The sequence below is a fragment of the Agromyces sp. NPDC056389 genome (assembly GCF_042262385.1).
Taxonomy (GTDB): domain Bacteria; phylum Actinomycetota; class Actinomycetes; order Actinomycetales; family Microbacteriaceae; genus Agromyces.
In genome coordinates, this window is the sequence record NZ_JBHJPN010000001.1 from 733,787 (window position 1) to 751,298 (window position 17,512).

Consider the following 17,512-nt stretch of genomic DNA (forward strand, 5'->3'; position numbering starts at 1 on the left):
CGAACACCGTCTCCGTCAGCAGTCGGGAACGGTGCGTGCACCGCGATTCGTGTGCGCGGCGAGGACGAACCATCCGTTGTAGACACCGCTCGCCTGGGCCATGTAGAAGTAGCTCTCACCCCAACGCTGCGAACGGCAGACGGCGTCGATGACCGCGCCGGCGGAGATCATTCCGGCGGGGTTCATCGTGCATCCGCGCTCGGCGTTCGTCGGCGGGTTCGTATACGTCTCGTTCGGCTCGGGGCAGGTGCTCTGCGTGACCGTGGTGCCGTTGACCGGAACCCACGGCGCCGTCGGCGTCACCGTGCCCGACATGGTGCGGGGTCCGCAGCCGGCGCCGTTGCACGCCGCGACGAAGTATCGCGAGCCCGCCCCGTTGGCCCCGGTCGCCGAAGCCGTGGTACCCGTTGCGGTGCCCGAACCGCCCGGCGTGCCCTCGAAGGTCCATTCGTAGCGGGAGATGCCGCGTCCGCCGTTGTCTGCAGGCGCCGCCCAGCTCAGCGAGAGTCGCGCGTCGCCGGATGCCGAGGCGACGAGGTTCGCACTCGCGGGAGCCCCCGGCAGTCCGAACGGCGTGCCCGCCGCACTCGACGACGAGGCGCCGGAGGTGCCGATGCCGTTCGTCGCCTCGACCTGGAACCGATAGGCCGTGCCGTTCGCGAGCCCTGTGATGGTGTGCGCGAGTCCGGCGGCATCGGAGGCGAAGTCGGCGGCCCCGCCGTTCCACGAAAGCCGGTAGCCCGAGATCGACGAGTTGTTGTCGGGCGGAGCCGACCATCGCACGCTCACCGAACCGTTCTGCTCCGAGACGATCACGGGCGCCTTCGGCACTTCGGGCCGGTCGCGAACCGTCACCATGACCCTGCCCTGCGTCTCGCGCGCGGCATCCTTCGTCGCATCCTGGACGCGGTAGACCACGCTGAGGGTTCCGGTGAACGTGGCACCGGTGCGGACCGTGATCCCGGTCGGGGTGTGCGTCACGGTCGCACTCGACCCGACGTCGGTCTGATCGATCTCGGCGCCGATGACCTGGAGCGCTGTTCCCGGGAACGGATTGACGTCGTTGGCGAGCACGTCGAGCGTCGCCGAATCGCTTCGGAGCATCTCGAACGGCCCGTCGTCGAGAGCTTGCGGCTTCGCACGGGTCGACGAGACGACCGTGACGTCGACGTAGCCCGGAACGGTGAACTCGCCGAGCACGACGTCGAACGAGAGTCGCGTCACCGTTCCCGTCGCGACGCCGAGTGGAGCGGAGACGGTCAGGATGCCGCCGACCGCCGTCGCCTCGATGTCGGATGTCGCCCCTCGGAGGTTGGAATAGCCGACCTGCTCGAGCTTCGCCGGATTCGGGTGCGCGGTCGATGCCCGGAGGTCGATCGCGAGCGGCGCCTCACCCGCCTCGATGGTCTCGGAACGCGGGGTGAACACCGGCGGCGTGTCGCCGAAATCGGGGTCTCCGACGAACACCGGAACGGTGAGGAACACGTTGCGCTGGTCGCCCGACTTCGCATCGGCGCGGTCGGTGACCTCGAAGGTGACCGATGCCTCGCCGCGGTAGTCCCGTTCGGGCACGTATCGCAGCGTCTGCTCGTCGACGAACGAGGGCTCAGCCCAGTTCGTGCTCGTCGCGCTCACCGCCCGCACCGGGCGGCCCGACGGCGCGATCACGAGGTCGGAGACCTGCCAGGAGATCCGCCCGTTCATGGGCACGACGATCCGATCGAGATCGGCGAGATACGGGTCGGCGGCTTCCTCGCCTGCGGCGGGGACCACGATGAACGCCATCGCGTCGAGTTCGTCGAGTTCGTTCACGAGCCGGAACGCGACGGCGAATCGGCGCGAGCTCGGTCGAACCTCGATGCTGCCGTCGTCGAGCACCGTGGCGCGGCCGGCGTTCGGCCCCTCGACTCGCACCGAGAGCTCGTCGACGAGGCCGCCCGGATTCGTCGCGTCGCGGAGCGGGTTCACCCTCACGTGGTCGACGCCGACGACCTCGGCCGGCTCGATCACCTGATCCGATGCCGTCGGGGGCAGGATCTCGGCGTCGTGCTTCACGACGACCTGGAGGAAGGCGGTGTCGGCACCGCCATGCCCGTTCGACACCTCGTATCGAAGCGTGTACGCACCTTCGTGCTCGGGCGCCGTGACCACCACCCGGCGGCGATCGCGGATCTCCGCCTCAAGCGCGTCATCGACCTGCGGGAGGTCGACGACGCCGAGCGCGCGTCCGCTCGGGTCCGAGTCGTTCAGGAGCACTTCGACGGATGCGCGACGACCGGGTCTCATCTCGATCGCGTCGTCGACCGCGTTCGGCGGGGGTGAGGTGTCGGGCGGTGGGATCACGCCGATCCTGATCGAACCGGTGGCCCGTTCGCCGAGCGCGTCGTGCACCTCGTAGGCGATCGTGTCGGTGCCGCTGGCGCCGGCGAACGCCTCGTAGGTGATCGACGTGCTCGTCTGATCGGCGACTCGGCCGAGCGTCGTCCCGCCGAGCACGCCCGTGAGCGCGAGCGAGTCGCCATCGGGGTCGAGTCCGTCGAGCGGGATGTCGATCGTGACGGCGGATCCCGCGAAGGTCCGGGAGGTCAGGGGCGGCAGCGCCGGCGCCGTGTTGTCGCCCGTGTCGCGGGCGATGACGACGAAGCTGACGGTCGCGCGAGCGGTCTGCTCGAAGTCGTCGGCGACCGTGTAGACGGCGGTGTAGGCGCCCGGCTCCTCGGGGGCCTGGAATCGCACCCGGGAGCGGTCGACGAAGGCGACGCCGCCGCCGAGTTCGGGCGAGGCCAGTTCGGGCAGCAGGCGCATCGCCGCGGCATCGGGGTGGTAGTCGTTGTCGAGCACCGCGACCGTCGCGATGTCGCCGGCCCGTACCTTCGCGACGTCGTCGAGCGCCACCGGCGGCTGGTGCTTCACGAGTGGCGGCACCGGGACGACGGTGACCGTCGCGGTCGAAACGCCATTGCCGTCGGAGACGGTGTAGCGCAGCTGCAACTGCCGATCGAGCGCCTCGGCTGCGGTGATCCGCAGCGCGGTGTTCGTCAGCACCTCGACCGACACGAGGTCGTCGAGCCCGGCGACATCGACGGACTGCACCGCGAGCACCCGGCCCGACGGGGAGACGTCGTTCGCCAGCACCGGCACCGTGGTCGGCTCCCCCGGTCGCAGATATGCGGTGTCGACGACCGCGACGGGCGGTGGATCCTCCGAGGGGCGCTCGACGATTCGCACGCGAATGAGGCCGACGCTGACGGATGCCCCTGCGCCGAGGTCGTAGAGCACGGTGAAGTCGCCCGGCTCCGGCGAGGAGAAGGCGATCGTCCCGCGCTCGAGATCGGGCGTCGCGGTCAGACCGCCCGGTAGCTCATCGAGGCCGAGCAACGCGAGCGGCGCACCCGACGGGCTGAGGTCGTTCGCCAACGGCTCGACGAGCACGGTCTCCCCGGCGAACCCCTGCCCGAAGTCCGGAGTTCCGACGGGGTTGAGCGCCCCGACCGCCTGCACTTCGACGGTCAAGGTGCCGGCTGCGGACGTCTGCCCGTCGGAGACCGTGTACGCGACCTCCTTCAGCCCGAGCTCGCCGCTCCGGTGCTCGAACGTGAGGTGCCCGTCGGGGCTGAACCGCACGGCGTCGCCGCCGATGGACGACGCGTTCACCAGGAACACGTCGTCGCCGTCGGGATCCGTCCAGTCGGCCAGCACGTTGTAGCCGATCTGCTGCCCCTGCTCGACACCGACCGCCGCCTCCCGCGAAGCCGCAGGAGCCGTGTTCTCGCTCGGCGGGACGATCCGGACGTCCACGGCGGCCTCTGCGGCGCCCGAGCGTCCGTCCTCGACGGAATAGCGGAACGACACCGTGCCGGCAGCGCCGCCGGCGGGCGTGAACTGGAGCGCGCGGCCGTCGTCGATCACCTCCAGCCGACCGAGGGATGCCGAGACGTCGGACACCGAACCGATCGTGAGCACGTCGCCGTCGGGATCGGTGTCGTTCGCGAGCACCTCCAGCAGGGTCGTGCGATCGGGCCGCACACCGAGTTCGTCATCACGAGCCGTCGGTGGGCGATTGGTCTCGGTGCGTTCCGCGAGCGTGTCCTCGAACACCTGCTGGGCGCTCTTCTCATCGCCCTCCAGTTCGTCGGACTCCTCGGGAGGGGTGACCTCCTCCCAGTTGTCGACGAGGCGGAGGTTCGCGTCGACGAGCCAGGTGTTGCCCGAATTCAGGTCGTTGAGCGCGACCACGTCGCGATTCACCCGGAACTCCAGCCGAGCGCCGGTCGTCGAGGGCTCGATCCGCGACTGTAGCGGATCGGTCTCACCGCAGCGCGCGAGGTACGACGCCGAGTTCGCCCACGCCGCGTGCACGCAGCCCTCGACGAACACCGGTGCAGCGACCTCATCGGCCGAGCGGGCGGGCGCCGAGCCCGCGGCATCCGCCTCGAACTCGCGCACCGTCCCTCCGGTCAGCGGCACCGCGAACAGCGAGGCCGCCCCGGTGACGTAGGCCGTATCGTGCGCCGGCCCCGACTGCTGCAAGCGCAGCCCCTCATCCGGCAGCGCGATCTCGCGACCCTCGACGAGCAGCACGTCGCGGTCGGTGTCGAGCACGACCGCACGATCGCCCACGGCGGCCAGTTGATGCGCGCCGAGCGCGGGCAGTTCCACCGTGAGCGGTTCGCCGCCGTCGCCGTCGAGCCGATGCAGCACGCGTGCGCCGGGGTCGCTCACGAACGTCGAGCCGTCGGTCGCGACCGCGACCTCCGCATCGGCACCGACCTCGAGTACCGGCTTCGTGCCGCCTGCATCGAACGACAGTTCGCCGCCAGCGGGGATCGTCCACAGCTCGCCACGCTGCGACAGCACAGCCAGGACGTCGCCCCCGAACGCGACCTTCGAACCGATCGGCACCTCGACGCGCTGCGTCAACGTGGTGAAGGCGGGGTCGATGCGCTCGATCGAACCGGCGTCGCGGTCGTAGAGGAAGACGTCCTCCCCGTCCTGCAGCACGTCGACGCTGTTCGACTGCGTCGCAACGGCCGCGTCGAGCTCCTCGATCTGACGGTTGAGCCGGCCCGCGAGCAGCTCCTCGCCATTGGTGACCCAGACCTCGCGGGCCCGCAGATCGGGATCGGTCAACGGGAATCCGCGGTGCATGGCCGCGACCGTGACCCCGCCCACCGCCATCAGCGACAGCACCACCGCCGATGCGAGACCCTTGCGCGCCTGGAACCGGGAGAGGACGCTCATTCCTGCGCTGCGTCGAGCAGGGGAAGGTCGTCGATGCTCACGAGGCGCGTCGCGACCGCGTATTCCACGAGGCGCGCTCGACGATTCGTCGCCAACTTGCCGCGACCACCGCGCAGGCCGTCGACGCCGATGCGATCGAGCTTCTCGCAGACGTTGTCGAGCTTGCGATTGAAGGTCGTCATGCTCCAGCCGAGACGGGCGGCGGCCTCGGCCGAGCTCGGCACGAGCGCTCGTCCGCCGGCCGGCTGGGAGAGCACGTTCTCGGCCAGCGAGACGACGAGCAGCCGCTGGCTGGAGGTGAGCGTGACCGGCAGGATCGTGGTGCCCCCGTCAGTGGGTGCTGCGGTGAGCGAGGTGTTGTAGAAGTCCTCCTCGGCGTGCACCGTGAAGTCGTACGTCGTCGCGCCGGCGCTGAACATCACGTGCACGGTCTGGAACACGAGCGGCAGCTTCGCACCCGGTGCGAGCCACGCCTGCACGCTGCCCGTCGCGTCGGAGATCGTGGCCGAGAGGATCTGGCCGACGTTGGAGAGCCACCACAGACCGAACTCCGACGACAACGTGAGGAAGGTGCGGTGCAGATAGGGGTTGTCGTCGATCGTGAGGTCGGACTCGCGACCGATCGTGAACGGCTCGCCGACCTCGACGGTGTACGACTCACCGCAGTACTCGACGCGGAGCGGCCTCACGGGGTGCACCCGGTCTTCGGCTCCGACACCTTGCTGCCGCGCTGCACCTGCACGTCGATGCAGGTTCGGATTCCTGCGGAGGTTCCCTCGACCGTGATCGTCGACCCCTTCGACACCTGCTTCTCGCCGGAACCGTCCGTCAACGTCCATCGATAGAGGTCGCCGTCTTCGGGGTCGGTGTGGGACACCTCGAACGTGACGCTCGACCCGTCGGCACTCGCGACGCCGCTGGAGACGACGGGAACCGGAAGCTGCTGCGCGACGACGGCGTTCTCACCGCCGGGCTTCGCCGTCTCGACCGTCGGCGACTGGGCCACCGTGCCCGACATCGCGATCGCGATTCCGATCGTCGCCGCGACGACGACGCCCGCAACGATGCCGATGACGAGGCCCACCCGGCTGCGTCGCGGCGGCGCGGATGTCTCGGCTGCCGAATCCGGCTTCCCCACTGGGCGAGCGGGGCGCACGATCGTCGAATCCGATGCCGCCACCGCGTGCGACGCCGGCGCAGCGACGCCCGGCGAACGTACGATCGTGGCATCGGAGACCTCGGTCGCTGTCGGACGACGCACGACCGTTCCGTCGTCGACGACGGAAGCCGAGGGAGCCTGCGCCTGGATCTGCTGCGGTGGACGAGCCCGAGTGGCGTCGTCATCGGTCGGCGCGACGCGGGGCGCCTGCGCGTCGACCGTGCGCACCGAGCGCGCACGAGTGGCGTCGTCATCGTCGGGTTGGGCCTCCTCGCGCGCGCTCGCGAGATTCGGCACCTCGATGTTCGTGGCGGCGTAGCCGAGTTCGAGCTCGACTCGCTGGAGCGCCCGCGCGAACTCGACGGCGCTCGGATAGCGGTCGTCTCGTCGGCCGGCCATGCCCTTCGCGAGCACGGCAACGAGGCTGCGCGGCACATCGGGGCGATCCATGGGCGTGATCGCACCGCGCTCGATGCGCCCGATGAGATCGAGCGAACCGTTCGATCGCCCCGGGATCTCGAACGGGGTGCGGCCCGCGATCAGGGTGTGAACGGTCGCCGCGAGCGAGAAGACGTCGCTCCTCGTGTCGGGGCGCGGGTCGTCTTCGAACATCTCGGGCGGTGACCACGGCACGCTCATGCCGACCGCGGACGGGCCGGACGCGGTGCCCGAGGCGAGGTCGCTCGCGGTCACGGTGTGCACGGGCAGCTCACCCTCGAGATTCGACGAGATGCCGAAGTCGGTGAGTGCCGGCCAGCCGTAGTCGTTCGTGAGCACGTTCGCCGGCTTGATGTCGCGGTGCAGGATGCCGGCCGCGTGGGCTGTCGCGATCGCGCCGGCGAGACGTACGCCCGTGCGCAGCGCGTCTTCGATCGAGAGCGGCTGACGCTTGTATCGTTCGGCGAGGCTCGGACCGGAGCAGTACTCCATGACGAAGTACGGGCGGCCGTCGGCCGAGACGTCGGCGTGGAAGATCGTGACGATGAAGGGATGCGCCGACATCTGCGCCATCAGGTTCGCCTCGGCGACGAACTGCGCCTTCGTGTCGCGGCCGAGCCCCTCGGCGAGCAGCACCTTCACCGCGACCTTGCGTCGCGGCAGCTTCTGCTCGTAGAGGAAGACGTCGGCGAACCCGCCCGACCCGAGCAGCCCGTGGGCGGCGTAGCCGGGCAACTCCGGCGGAATCGACGGGGCGCGGCGCATCAGCCGCCCACCACCTGGATGGTCCAGCCGCCGCCGAGGTCGACGACGGTGCCGGTGAGCACGGGGGTCGGCTCGCCCGATCGCAGCTTCACCGGCGGCTTGCCGGGCGCCACGACGTGCGTGCCGTTGCGCGAGTGCAGGTCGGTGATGACGACGGTGTCGCCCTCGAGCGCGAGTCGCACGTGGCTCCGCGAGATGTCGGGGTCGCCGAGTCCGATCGTGATGAGCCTCGGGATGCGACCTCCGGAGACCTTGCTCACGCTGGGCGCGCGGCCGAGCACGACCTCGTGGCCGATCGCTTCGAGGGTGCCGTCGGGCATCCTGATGCTGGCCTGCGGCGCGGCGGCGGAAGCGGCCGGGCCGGCAGCCCGGCCCTCGGCCGAGCCGCGTGCAGCGCGCTCCTCGCGCAATCGTCGGATGTCGATGCTCGCGACGGTCATTCCGTCATGGTCGCCGTCGACCGGCACCGGCACCGGCACGGGTGCGGGCACGGGCGGCGGGGCGGCGGAGAGCGCGGCGGCGAAGGCGGACGAAGGACCGGCGATCGTCTCCTCGTCGGGCACCATCGTGAGCTCGACCGGCGCGGTCACGCGTGCGGGAGCCGGCGGTGCGGCAGGGGGCGACGGCGGTGCAGCAGGAGGTGCCGCAGGGGCAGGTGAAACAGGTGCGGTCGCACGAACCGGCGGCGCGGCAGGCGCAGCGCCGGCCCGCTCGGGCGCGACCGTTTCGACGCCGTCCGAGACGATCGAGCGGAGCGGCACGACGCCTTCGACGACGGGCAGCTGCGGCGCAGAGGCATCCGTGCCGCCGTCGACCACCACCTCGATCGAGGAGGCGCCGTCGAGCACGCGCTCGACCCAGGTCGATACGCCGGCATCGTGGATCTCGTCGGACTCGGAGCGCACGCTGACGGGGCCGCGCACGACGACGCGTGCCGTGCCGGCCGTCTCGTCGCGCACCACGAGCGCGAATGAGGGCGTCGCCGCGAGCCCCTGCGCCGTGAGCCGGTCGAGCACGAGGGAGGTCGGGTCGCCCGTTCCGAGCTCGGGCCAGAGAGCGGCGAGACGATCTACGGCCTCGGCGGGAACCACGAGGACCACTCCGCCGCGTACGGCGGCGAACCACGCCGCCTCCGAATCATGCCGGTACGTCGCCATCTTCGCCTCCCTCGGTGCGCGGCCGTGTCTCCTCGACCGCTCTCGAGAGTCGCCCGCGCCGATCGCGCGTCGTCTCATCGTCGTCATCGTCGGATCCGAGGACGGACTCGACGACGATCGCCGTCACGTTGTCGCGGCCTCCGTGTGCGAGCGCGGTGTCGACCAACTCGCCGGCGAGTCCTGCCGCATGGCCGGTGTCGCCCGCGAGGAGATGCGCGATCGTGCGATCGTCGACCTCTTTCGACAGGCCGTCGCTGCACACGAGGAACACCTGTCGACCCGCGGCCGGAATCAGCCAGACGTCGGGATCGACGAACTCGTCGGCACCGAGCGCGCGAGTGATGACGTTTCGCTCGGGGTGCCGTTCGGCGTCTTCGGGCTGGATCAGCCCGGCGTCGACGAGCTCCTGCACGGCCGAGTGGTCGACGCTCAGCTGTTCGAGGGTGCGGCCGTCCCATGCGTACACCCGCGAGTCCCCGATGTTGAAGACCATCCAGTGGAATCCGGCGCCATCGCCCGCATCGACGAGGGCGACGCCCGACAGCGTGGTCCCGGCGACTGCGGTGCCCTCCTCGCCCGCTTCGCTCAGCGCCCGCACAGCCTCGTTCGAGCTGTGGATCGCGTCGAGCACCTGCTCCGGCGACGACGGGACGCCGAACTCGAGGTGCCGGGAGAACGTCTCGACGACGACGCGGCTCGCCGCGTCGCCGCGGGCATGACCGCCCATTCCGTCGGCCACCAGATAGATGGGCGCCTCCGCCAGGAAGGAGTCCTCATTGACGCTGCGGACTCGACCGACATCGGTTCGCGCGCTGTGCGCGATCAGCGCGGCGCCGCGCGACAGGGCGACGACGCCCTCGCCATCTCCTGACACGGTTCTCCTCGGATCGAGCGGGAAGGTGGCGACCACGACGGTGCATCCGGCGCCGAGCCTCCACGCTAGCAACTCCGAGGCCCTCCCGATGACGCATGTGGAACGGACCGGCCGATCGAGCCGCTCACCCCGCCGCCGACTCCGACTCGTCGAGGGCCGCGAGCCGCTGCGCGATCTCGTCGAGCGCGGGTCGGCTCACGAGCCCGAAGGCGAGGTTCGCGACCTGCACGAGGCTGAGCTCGAGCGCCTCGGGTGGCAACGGCCGTCGACGATCGGCCCGAGCACGGCGCGTACGACCTGCGTGGCGGGATCGTGTCGGCCTCGCGCAGCACCTCGGCGGGCAGCCGCCCGCGCATGGACGTCGGCATGAGCGTGTACTCCGCGAGGGGCGCCTGGTCTCAGCGACCGTCGGTGTGGGAGTCCTCAGTGAAGTGCGGCACCTCGTCCATGAGCTTGTGCCCGCGCGCCTTCGCGTCACTCCTGGCCTTCAGGAGGCTCGCCACGGTCGCGACCGCCATCGCGGCGAGGATCACGCCCAGCGACATCCAGGTCGAGATCTCGGGCGCCCACTCGATGTGCTCGCCTCCGTTGATGAACGGCAGTTCATTGACGTGCATGGCGTGGAACACGAGCTTGACGCCGATGAACGCGAGGATGAAGGCGATGCCGTACTTGAGGTACTCGAGGCGCTCGAGGAGGCCGCCGAGCAGGAAGTACAGCTGGCGCAGGCCCATGAGTGCGAAGACGTTCGCGGTGAAGACGATGAACGGGCTCTGCGTGATGCCGAAGATCGCCGGGATCGAGTCGAGGGCGAACAGCAGGTCGGTCGTGCCGATCGCGATGAAGACGATGAGCATCGGCGTGAAGAAGCGCTTGCCGTCGATGACCGTGCGGAGCTTCACGCCGTCGTACTCGTCGGTGATCGAGACCCGACGACGCAGGATCCGCACGATGAACGTGTCCTTCTCCTCGTCGTCCTCGTGGCCGCGCACCTGCTGGATCGCGGTCCACACGAGCCAGGCGCCGAAGATGTAGAAGATCCACGAGAAGTTCTCGATGAGCGAGGCGCCGAGCAGGATGAAGATGCCGCGCAGCACCAGCGCGATGATGATGCCGACCATCAGCACCTCCTGCTGCAGCTTCCTCGGCACCGCGAACTTCGCCATGATGATGACGAACACGAAGAGGTTGTCGATCGAGAGGCTGTACTCCGTCAGCCAGCCGGCGAGGAACTGCCCGGCGAACTCGCCGCCGGCGAAGAAGTACATGAGTCCCGCGAAGATCAGCGCCAGCACGACGTAGAAGACGACCCAGAGGGTCGATTCCTTCATCGACGGCACGTGCGGCCGCTTCAGGACGAGCAGGAGGTCGGCGATGAGGATCAGCGTCAGGACGACGAGGGATCCGACTTCGAACCAGATGGGGAGTTCGAGCAACGTGGTGCCTTTCGGAGGATGCGGGGACGACGGATTCCGAAAGTCTCTCCCCCTGCCGATTCGCAGGTCCCACGCCCGGAGCGGCGGCGATGGCGCTCGTACTGACGATCGTGGGTCGAGGCCTGGCCCCGCGGGATACTCCCCTTCGCTCTCGCGAGTCTAGCCGAATACGAGCGGTGATCCGGCGATGCCCGGTCAGGATTCCGTTCGACTCGCGCCAATAGAATCATGGTCCCCACGACAAGGAGTGCCTGTGAGTTCGACACCCCCCGCCCGCCAGTACCGCACGACCCCGGGCTCCGCCCTCGTCGGCTACGCGATCTTCGCGAGCCGCTGGTTGCAGGCCCCCCTCTACCTCGGGCTCATCGTCGCCCAGACGATCTACGTCGTCGTCTTCATGGTCGAGCTCTGGCACCTCGCCGAAGGCGTCATCGCGCATCCCGAGAAGATCGACGAAGCCGACATCATGCTCGCCGTGCTCGGCCTGATCGACGTCGTGATGATCGCGAACCTGCTCATCATGGTGATCATCGGCGGCTACGAGACCTTCGTCTCGCGCATCAACGTCGACGGCCACCCCGACCAGCCCGAATGGCTCAGCCACGTCAACGCCAACGTGCTGAAGGTCAAGCTCGCGATGGCCATCATCGGCATCTCGTCGATCCACCTGCTGAAGACCTTCATCGAAGTCGGCGACATGACCGACGGCGTCGCGAAGGGCACCGAGACCGGGCAGGACTACACGTGGGAGGGCGTGATGTGGCAGGTCATCATCCACTCGGTGTTCATCCTGTCGGCCCTCGCCCTCGCCCTCATCGACCGCATGTCGTACCACCGGGTCACCCCGCACGAGGTGCACGACGGAGTCCCCGTCGCCTATTCCGACCACCCGGGTCTCGGCGCGGCGGACCCGGCGCGCGAACCGGTCGAGACCGGCTCGCGCCACTGAACCGGCGTCGGGGCACGGCATCGAGCGGATGCCGCGCCCCGACGTGGTTCGTTCGGCCGACGCGATTCGGCGGCGCTGAACGCCGAGTGTCCGAAACGCAGAAAAGCCCTCGCAAGTGCGAGGGCTTTTCTGCTTGTGTTGTCGCATGTCACATACGTGACCCCAGCGGGATTTGAACCCGCGCTGCCGCCGTGAGAGGGCGGTGTCCTAGGCCGCTAAACGATGGGGCCGAATCGACAACTTGAAGAGTATGACACAGCTTCGGGGCCGCTGCAAAATCGAGGCCGCCGCAGCATCCGCTCGCCGCCGCACGCCGCGCTCGCGGCTCGTCAGCTGAAGACCGAGAGCGCCCCCGGAACGATCTCGATGTCGACCGGCAGCTGGCCGATCCGCTCGCCGTCGGCGTACGCGACGATGTCGTCGGCCTCGATGCGCACCTCGCGCCCGGTGAGGAATTCCACGGCCGGATGGTCGGTGTGACGCCCCGCGAACACCTTCGGGAAGACGGCAACGAGACGGGCCCGAGACAGCGGGTGCACGATGAAGACGTCGAGCAGCCCATCGCCGAGATCGGCGTGCGGCACGATGCGCATGCCGCCGCCGATCGACGAATTGTTGGCGACCGAGACCAGCATCGCGCGCTGCTCGCGCCGCACCCCGTCGATCGTGATCGTGTAGCTGCGCGGGCGGAAGGTGACGAGCTCGCGCACCATCGCGAGCGTGTAGCGACTCGGGCCCTTCGGGCGGGACATCCCGTTCGCGCGCTCGTTGACGACGGCGTCGAACCCCGCCGAGACGACGGAGGCGAACCACGTGCGCAACTCGCCGTGCCGGATCAGGCCCGCGTCGATCACGCGGGGCGGACGGCGGAGCGCCTCGACGAGCGCATCGGTCGCGGCAGCCGGATCGTCGAACGGCAGCCCGAGACCACGGGCGAGGTCGTTGCCGGTGCCGGCCGCCACGATTCCGAGCGGCACGCCCGTGCCGGCGAGCAGGTTCACGCCGAGTGAGACCATGCCGTCGCCGCCGACCACCACGAGGCCGTCGGTGCCGAGCAAGAAGGCCGACTCCACCTCCCGGCGCAGCAACTCGAAGTTCGCCTCGCGCAGCACCGACACCTCGAACCCCTCGCGCATCAGCCGTTCGGCGACCGCGGGGCCGACGGCGCGATTGCGCCCGAAGGAGGCAGCGGGGTTGATCGCGACGAGGAGTCGCCGTGGGGTGCTGGACATGGAGCGATTCTGACAGGCACCCGAGCCTTGCGCGCCGACGACGCCAAGGTGTTGGCTCGGAGCATGCGCCTCACGAAGCTCGAACACGCCGCTCTCGCCATCGAGGACTCCGGCGACAAGCTCTACATCGACCCCGGCAAGTTCACGACGCCGATCACCGAATCGGCGGGCACCGTGGCCGTCGTCATCACGCACAAGCACGACGACCACTGGACACCCGAGCAGCTCACGCGCATCATCGAGGCGAACCCCGGGGTGCGCATCTTCGGCCCGGCAGGGGTCGTCGATGCCGCCGTGGGCTTCCCCGTCGAGGCGGTCGAGGCCGGCGACGTCGTCGACGTCGAGCCCTTCCGACTGCGGTTCTTCGGCGGCCGGCACGCCGTGATCCACCCGTCGATCCCGGTGATCGACAACCTCGGCGTACTCGTGAACGACGCGCTCTACTACGCGGGCGACTCGTTCACGGTGCCGGGCGTGCCCGTCGACGTGCTCGCCGCGCCCGCCGGCGCCCCCTGGATGAAGATCAGCGAGGCCATGGACTACGTCATCGAAGTGGCGCCCCGACGGGCCTTCCCGACGCACGAGATGGTGCTCTCCCGAGCGGGGAAGGCACTGTCGAACGCCCGCCTCGCCTGGGCGACCGAGCAGGGCGGCGGCGACTACGTGGCGCTCGAGCCGGGCGACACGCTCGACTTCTGACGCGGGCTCCGATCGCGCGGGCCCCGATCAGTCGACGGATGCCTCGGAGCTCTCGACCTTCACGTTGAACGTCTGCGCGCGAGGCGCGGCGAGCGGCGTCATCCGCGCCTCGACGCGAAGCCTGCCCGTCGCGCCCGGCAGGAACCAGACGAGGTGGTCGGGTGAATCGCACTCGGCATCGACCGGCGTGAGGCTCTCCCCGGTGCGTCCGCCGACGGCGGTCCAGGCCGCCTCGATCGCCGCCCGTCGCTCGCCGTACGGCACGTCGAGACCCACGTTCGTCGCGAGCACGGCCGACGCTGCGGCATCCGACCAGTCGTTCACGAGCGCACTGAGCACGACGGAGGCTTCGAGCGTCTCGGGCCACGGCGCGGGCGACGGCGTGACCGGGGCCTGTCGGTCGGCCGCGTCGAGCACGATCGAGAGGGCCTGTTCCGCCCCCTGCGAGACCCGCGCGTACGTCGCGTTCTCGAACGCCACGACGCCCAGACCGGATGCCGCATGCCAGCGCATGTGCGCGCTGAACCCCGGGTACCCGCCCGAATGCGACGCGATCGCACCGAACCGTTCGTCGAACTCGACGAAGAGGCCGAACCCGTAGCCGTACACGACCGGCGGCGGCGCCGATGCCGCGCCGGGGAGCGCCGGCGGGGTGTGACGGTTCGGGGCGACGCGCATGAGCTGCTGCATCTCACGCCGACTCGCGGCACCGAGCGGGCCGCGCTCCACCCCCGTCGAGGCCTCCGCAAGCCAACTCCCCCAGATCGCGAGACTTCTCGCGCTGGCGAACAGCCCACCGATCGAAGAGAACACGCCCGGTCCGGTGAACGGGAGCGCGAGCCATCCGTCGCCCTCGGCCTTCCGGTGCCCGGTTGCGAGCGGGACAGCCGCGTCGGACGGCCGTTCGAACCGCATGTCGAGCCCGAGCGGCTCGATGAACTCGTGCGTCACGAAGTCGGTGAAGGTCGCGCCCGACACCCGCTCGATGACCTGGCCGAGCACCGCGTACCCGAGGTTCGAGTACTCGAACGCGGTGCCGGGAACCGTGGCGCAGCGGATGCCCGCTGCGAGCGTGGCGCTGAACTCCTCGCGCGTCATCGACTCCTCGCGATCGGCCCACGGGTCGTCGGTGGGCAGGCCGCCCGACATGGTCATGAGCATGCGCACGGTCGGATCGACGTCGAGGTCCCCCGGGATCTCGGGCACGAACTCGGGTACGAACGAGCGGGCGGTGGCGTCGAGCTCGAGCTGGCCTCGATCGCGGAGCAGGAGCAGTGCCGCCGCGGTGAAGCTCTTCGTGCAGCTCGCGATGCGGAACAGCGTGTCGGGGCCGGGCGCTGGGCGCGCCGGATCGAGCGACGCGACACCGGCGCCGCCGCTTCCGACGATGCCGCTGCGGTCGAAGACGGCCCAACTCGCGCCCGGTGCGGTGCCGGCCTCGATGCGATCGGTGAAGACGGCCTCGACGGCGTGCAGGGTACTGGCGGCGACGGTCATGCTGCTCCTCGTGCGGCGCCCACCGGCGGGAGCCCCAACCAGCGTACAAGTCGGAGGTTTCGCACGAGTTCGCCAGGGGCACCTGTCGCTCTCCGACAACGCCGCACCGGTTGCGGTGCGCAACCTTTGGTGATTCGCACACAACTTCACTGGCATACGTTGACGAAACCTCAGCCGCTGATACGTTCATGTCACTTCGGGGTCGCTCCGCTCCCCGACAGCGCCAACGTCGGCGTCGTCGGATGCCGCGCCCCGCGCCTCACGCGCTCGGCCCACCCTCGCCGAGCGACGGCGGCGGCCACGGCACCGGTCGCGAATCCTGCACCCCCATCTCGGCGCGCTCTCGCGCGCGCCCGCACACCTGGAGTCTCTCAATGACGAGAATCGAACCCGCCTCCGAGCACCAGCACGGTGTCGGTCTCAAGATCGCCGTCATCGTGCTCGCGCTCGCGCTCGCGACGATGACGACCCTCTTCCTGCTCACCACGAGCAAGATCGCGGGCGGCTCCGCCGAACTCGCGGCCGGAGCGTCGCAGACCAGCGAGGGCTCGCAGAAGGTGGCGGCGGGCGCCGAAGATCTCTCCGCCGGGGCCATCGACCTCTCGGCCGGGGCCGGCGATGCGACCTCGGGCGCCGAAAAGGTCGCTGCAGGGGCGACGTCCGCGGCTGCCGGCGCAGCGAAGCTCGACGCGGGCGCGACCAAGGCAGCGAACGGGGCGCTCACCCTGGCCGACGGCGCTGCCGCCAGCGCGGCCGGTGCGTTGACGCTCGCCGACGGCGCGGATGCCGCGGCGACCGGCTCCGTCGCGCTCTCCGACGGCATCACGAAGGCCGCATCCGGCGCCGCCGATGTGAGCCGCGGCGCACGTCAGATCGCCGATGCCAACGGACGGCTGGCCGGGAGCGCCAAGGCTCTGGGTGATGGATCCGCCTCCGTCGCGCAAGGTGCGGGGTCGCTCCGCGACGGCGCGAAGGCGGTCGATGCGGGCGCGCGTACGGTCGCAACCGGCGCTGCGACGGTTCACTCGGGTGCGAGCATGCTCTCTCAGAATCTCGGGGCGCTCAGCGCTGGGACGAACGAGCTCGCGGCGGCCTCAGCTGCGCTCGCCACGGGAACGTCCGCCGTTCGCGACGGCGCAGGGAGCCTGGCCACGGCGAACGGAACCCTCTCGGCCGGCCTTGCGGATCTGCAGGCCCAGCTCGTCGCCGGCGGGGCCGATGCGACCCTCCTCGGCGCGATCGATCAGCTGAAGAAGGGGGCGGACGCCGCGGCGAGCGGCGCACAGTCGCTCGCCGGCGCCGCGACGCAGGTTGCCGACGGCGCGAGTGCAGTGAGCACCGGGGTCGGTACCGCGAACGCCAGCGTCGGCGCGATCGCCGACGGTGCTGCGAAGCTCGCCGGCGGCGCGGCAACGTTGGTCGCCGGCACGAACGGGCTCGTCGAGAGCGGCACGACTCCGCTCGCGGCGGGTGCCGCGGCCGTGGCCGACGGAGCCACACAGATCGCCACCGGAAACGGGGCTCTGGCGGGCGGCGCAGCGGCGCTCTTCGGCAAGACCGGCGAACTCGCCGACGGCAGCGCGCGCCTGAACAACGGAACGATGGAGCTCGATGCGAAGGACGACGGGCTGGTGAGTGGAACCCAACGTGTCGCCGCAGGTGCCACGAGCCTGTCCGATGCCGCGGAACGCCTCTCGACCGGCGCCGGCGATCTCTCGTCGGGCGCGAACGAACTCCAGGTCGGAGCGAGCAGCCTCCTGACCGGCGCGAACACGCTGGCTCGTGGCGCGTCCGACCTCGCCGCCGGCACGGGAACCCTCGCCGAGGGAGCCGCGACGCTCTCGACCGGCGCGGGAGATCTCGCCGACGGCACGGCCGAGCTGAGCGACGGCAACGCGCTCGTCGCCGAAGGCAGCGAGACGCTTGCGACCGGAGCGGCCGGCGTCTCCCCCGCGACGATGGTGCCGTGGCTCCTCGTCGCACTCGGGGTCGGCGCAGCGGCGATCGCCGCTTGGGTCACTCACCGCGTGCGGTTCGCCCGACGGGAGTCGGTCACCGCCTGAGC

At 70.2% G+C, this 17,512-nt stretch carries 12 protein-coding genes and 1 tRNA gene; 3 read left to right on the forward strand and 10 right to left on the reverse strand.

Annotated features, from left to right (window positions below):
* Positions 1-15: 15 nt before the first annotated feature.
* The 7 genes from ACFCVM_RS03480 to ACFCVM_RS03510 form a co-directional block, all read right to left on the reverse strand.
* Complete coding sequence (locus tag ACFCVM_RS03480; RefSeq protein WP_375833885.1) at positions 16-5,241, reverse strand: Ig-like domain-containing protein; 5,226 nt, start codon at positions 5,239-5,241, stop codon at positions 16-18.
* Positions 5,238-5,939 (reverse strand): hypothetical protein, encoded by a 702-nt coding sequence (locus tag ACFCVM_RS03485; protein ID WP_375833887.1) that lies wholly within the window; start codon positions 5,937-5,939, stop codon positions 5,238-5,240. The genes ACFCVM_RS03480 and ACFCVM_RS03485 overlap by 4 nt, the downstream gene beginning before the upstream one ends.
* A complete protein-coding gene (locus tag ACFCVM_RS03490) occupies positions 5,927-7,603 on the reverse strand; it encodes a serine/threonine-protein kinase (RefSeq protein ID WP_375833890.1) in 1,677 nt (558 codons plus the stop codon). The genes ACFCVM_RS03485 and ACFCVM_RS03490 overlap by 13 nt, the downstream gene beginning before the upstream one ends.
* Positions 7,603-8,760 carry an FHA domain-containing protein gene (locus tag ACFCVM_RS03495; RefSeq protein WP_375833892.1) on the reverse strand — a complete coding sequence of 386 codons (1,158 nt, stop codon included), beginning with the start codon at positions 8,758-8,760 and terminating at the stop codon, positions 7,603-7,605. The genes ACFCVM_RS03490 and ACFCVM_RS03495 overlap by 1 nt, the downstream gene beginning before the upstream one ends.
* Positions 8,741-9,634, reverse strand: coding sequence for a PP2C family protein-serine/threonine phosphatase (locus ACFCVM_RS03500; RefSeq protein ID WP_375833894.1), 894 nt, complete (start codon positions 9,632-9,634; stop codon positions 8,741-8,743). The genes ACFCVM_RS03495 and ACFCVM_RS03500 overlap by 20 nt, the downstream gene beginning before the upstream one ends.
* A gap of 124 nt (positions 9,635-9,758) precedes the next feature.
* The gene (locus tag ACFCVM_RS03505) at positions 9,759-9,893 is read right to left on the reverse strand and encodes a hypothetical protein (RefSeq protein ID WP_375833896.1); all 135 of its coding nucleotides are present in this window, start codon (positions 9,891-9,893) and stop codon (positions 9,759-9,761) included.
* Between the two features lie 139 nt (positions 9,894-10,032).
* Entirely contained in the window at positions 10,033-11,070 is a 1,038-nt protein-coding gene (locus tag ACFCVM_RS03510) for a TerC family protein (RefSeq protein WP_375833899.1), read from the reverse strand.
* Positions 11,071-11,323: 253 nt separating this feature from the next.
* Between ACFCVM_RS03510 and ACFCVM_RS03515 the strand changes: the two genes are divergently transcribed.
* Positions 11,324-12,019 carry a TIGR00645 family protein gene (locus tag ACFCVM_RS03515; RefSeq protein WP_375833902.1) on the forward strand — a complete coding sequence of 232 codons (696 nt, stop codon included), beginning with the start codon at positions 11,324-11,326 and terminating at the stop codon, positions 12,017-12,019.
* A gap of 157 nt (positions 12,020-12,176) precedes the next feature.
* On the opposite strand, the gene ACFCVM_RS03520 is transcribed toward ACFCVM_RS03515, so the two are convergent.
* Together ACFCVM_RS03520 and ACFCVM_RS03525 are read right to left on the reverse strand one after the other, a co-directional pair.
* A tRNA-Glu gene (locus ACFCVM_RS03520) sits at positions 12,177-12,249 on the reverse strand.
* 99 nt (positions 12,250-12,348) lie between these two features.
* Positions 12,349-13,251 (reverse strand): diacylglycerol/lipid kinase family protein, encoded by a 903-nt coding sequence (locus tag ACFCVM_RS03525; RefSeq protein ID WP_375833905.1) that lies wholly within the window; start codon positions 13,249-13,251, stop codon positions 12,349-12,351.
* A 63-nt stretch (positions 13,252-13,314) separates the two neighbouring features.
* Here ACFCVM_RS03525 and ACFCVM_RS03530 point away from each other — a divergent pair, with 63 nt between their 5' ends.
* Complete coding sequence (locus ACFCVM_RS03530) at positions 13,315-13,950, forward strand: MBL fold metallo-hydrolase (protein WP_375833908.1); 636 nt, start codon at positions 13,315-13,317, stop codon at positions 13,948-13,950.
* Between the two features lie 27 nt (positions 13,951-13,977).
* Here the strand turns inward: ACFCVM_RS03530 and ACFCVM_RS03535 are convergent, their stop codons facing one another.
* Positions 13,978-15,447, reverse strand: a complete 1,470-nt coding sequence (locus ACFCVM_RS03535; protein WP_375833910.1) for a serine hydrolase domain-containing protein — start codon at positions 15,445-15,447, stop codon at positions 13,978-13,980.
* A 374-nt stretch (positions 15,448-15,821) separates the two neighbouring features.
* Between ACFCVM_RS03535 and ACFCVM_RS03540 the strand changes: the two genes are divergently transcribed.
* Positions 15,822-17,510 carry a hypothetical protein gene (locus ACFCVM_RS03540; RefSeq protein WP_375833913.1) on the forward strand — a complete coding sequence of 563 codons (1,689 nt, stop codon included), beginning with the start codon at positions 15,822-15,824 and terminating at the stop codon, positions 17,508-17,510.
* Positions 17,511-17,512 lie beyond the last annotated feature (2 nt).

Excerpts from the sequence above, each read along its gene's own strand:
- ACFCVM_RS03480 (WP_375833885.1), bottom strand. The coding sequence starts at position 5,241 with ATGAGCGTCCTCTCCCGGTTCCAGGCGCGCAAGGGTCTCGCATCGGCG.
- ACFCVM_RS03490 (WP_375833890.1), bottom strand. The coding sequence starts at position 7,603 with ATGCGCCGCGCCCCGTCGATTCCGCCGGAGTTGCCCGGCTACGCCGCC.
- ACFCVM_RS03495 (WP_375833892.1), bottom strand. The coding sequence starts at position 8,760 with ATGGCGACGTACCGGCATGATTCGGAGGCGGCGTGGTTCGCCGCCGTA.
- ACFCVM_RS03525 (WP_375833905.1), bottom strand. The coding sequence starts at position 13,251 with ATGTCCAGCACCCCACGGCGACTCCTCGTCGCGATCAACCCCGCTGCC.
- ACFCVM_RS03530 (WP_375833908.1), top strand. The coding sequence starts at position 13,315 with ATGCGCCTCACGAAGCTCGAACACGCCGCTCTCGCCATCGAGGACTCC.
- ACFCVM_RS03535 (WP_375833910.1), bottom strand. The coding sequence starts at position 15,447 with ATGACCGTCGCCGCCAGTACCCTGCACGCCGTCGAGGCCGTCTTCACC.
- ACFCVM_RS03540 (WP_375833913.1), top strand. The coding sequence starts at position 15,822 with ATGACGAGAATCGAACCCGCCTCCGAGCACCAGCACGGTGTCGGTCTC.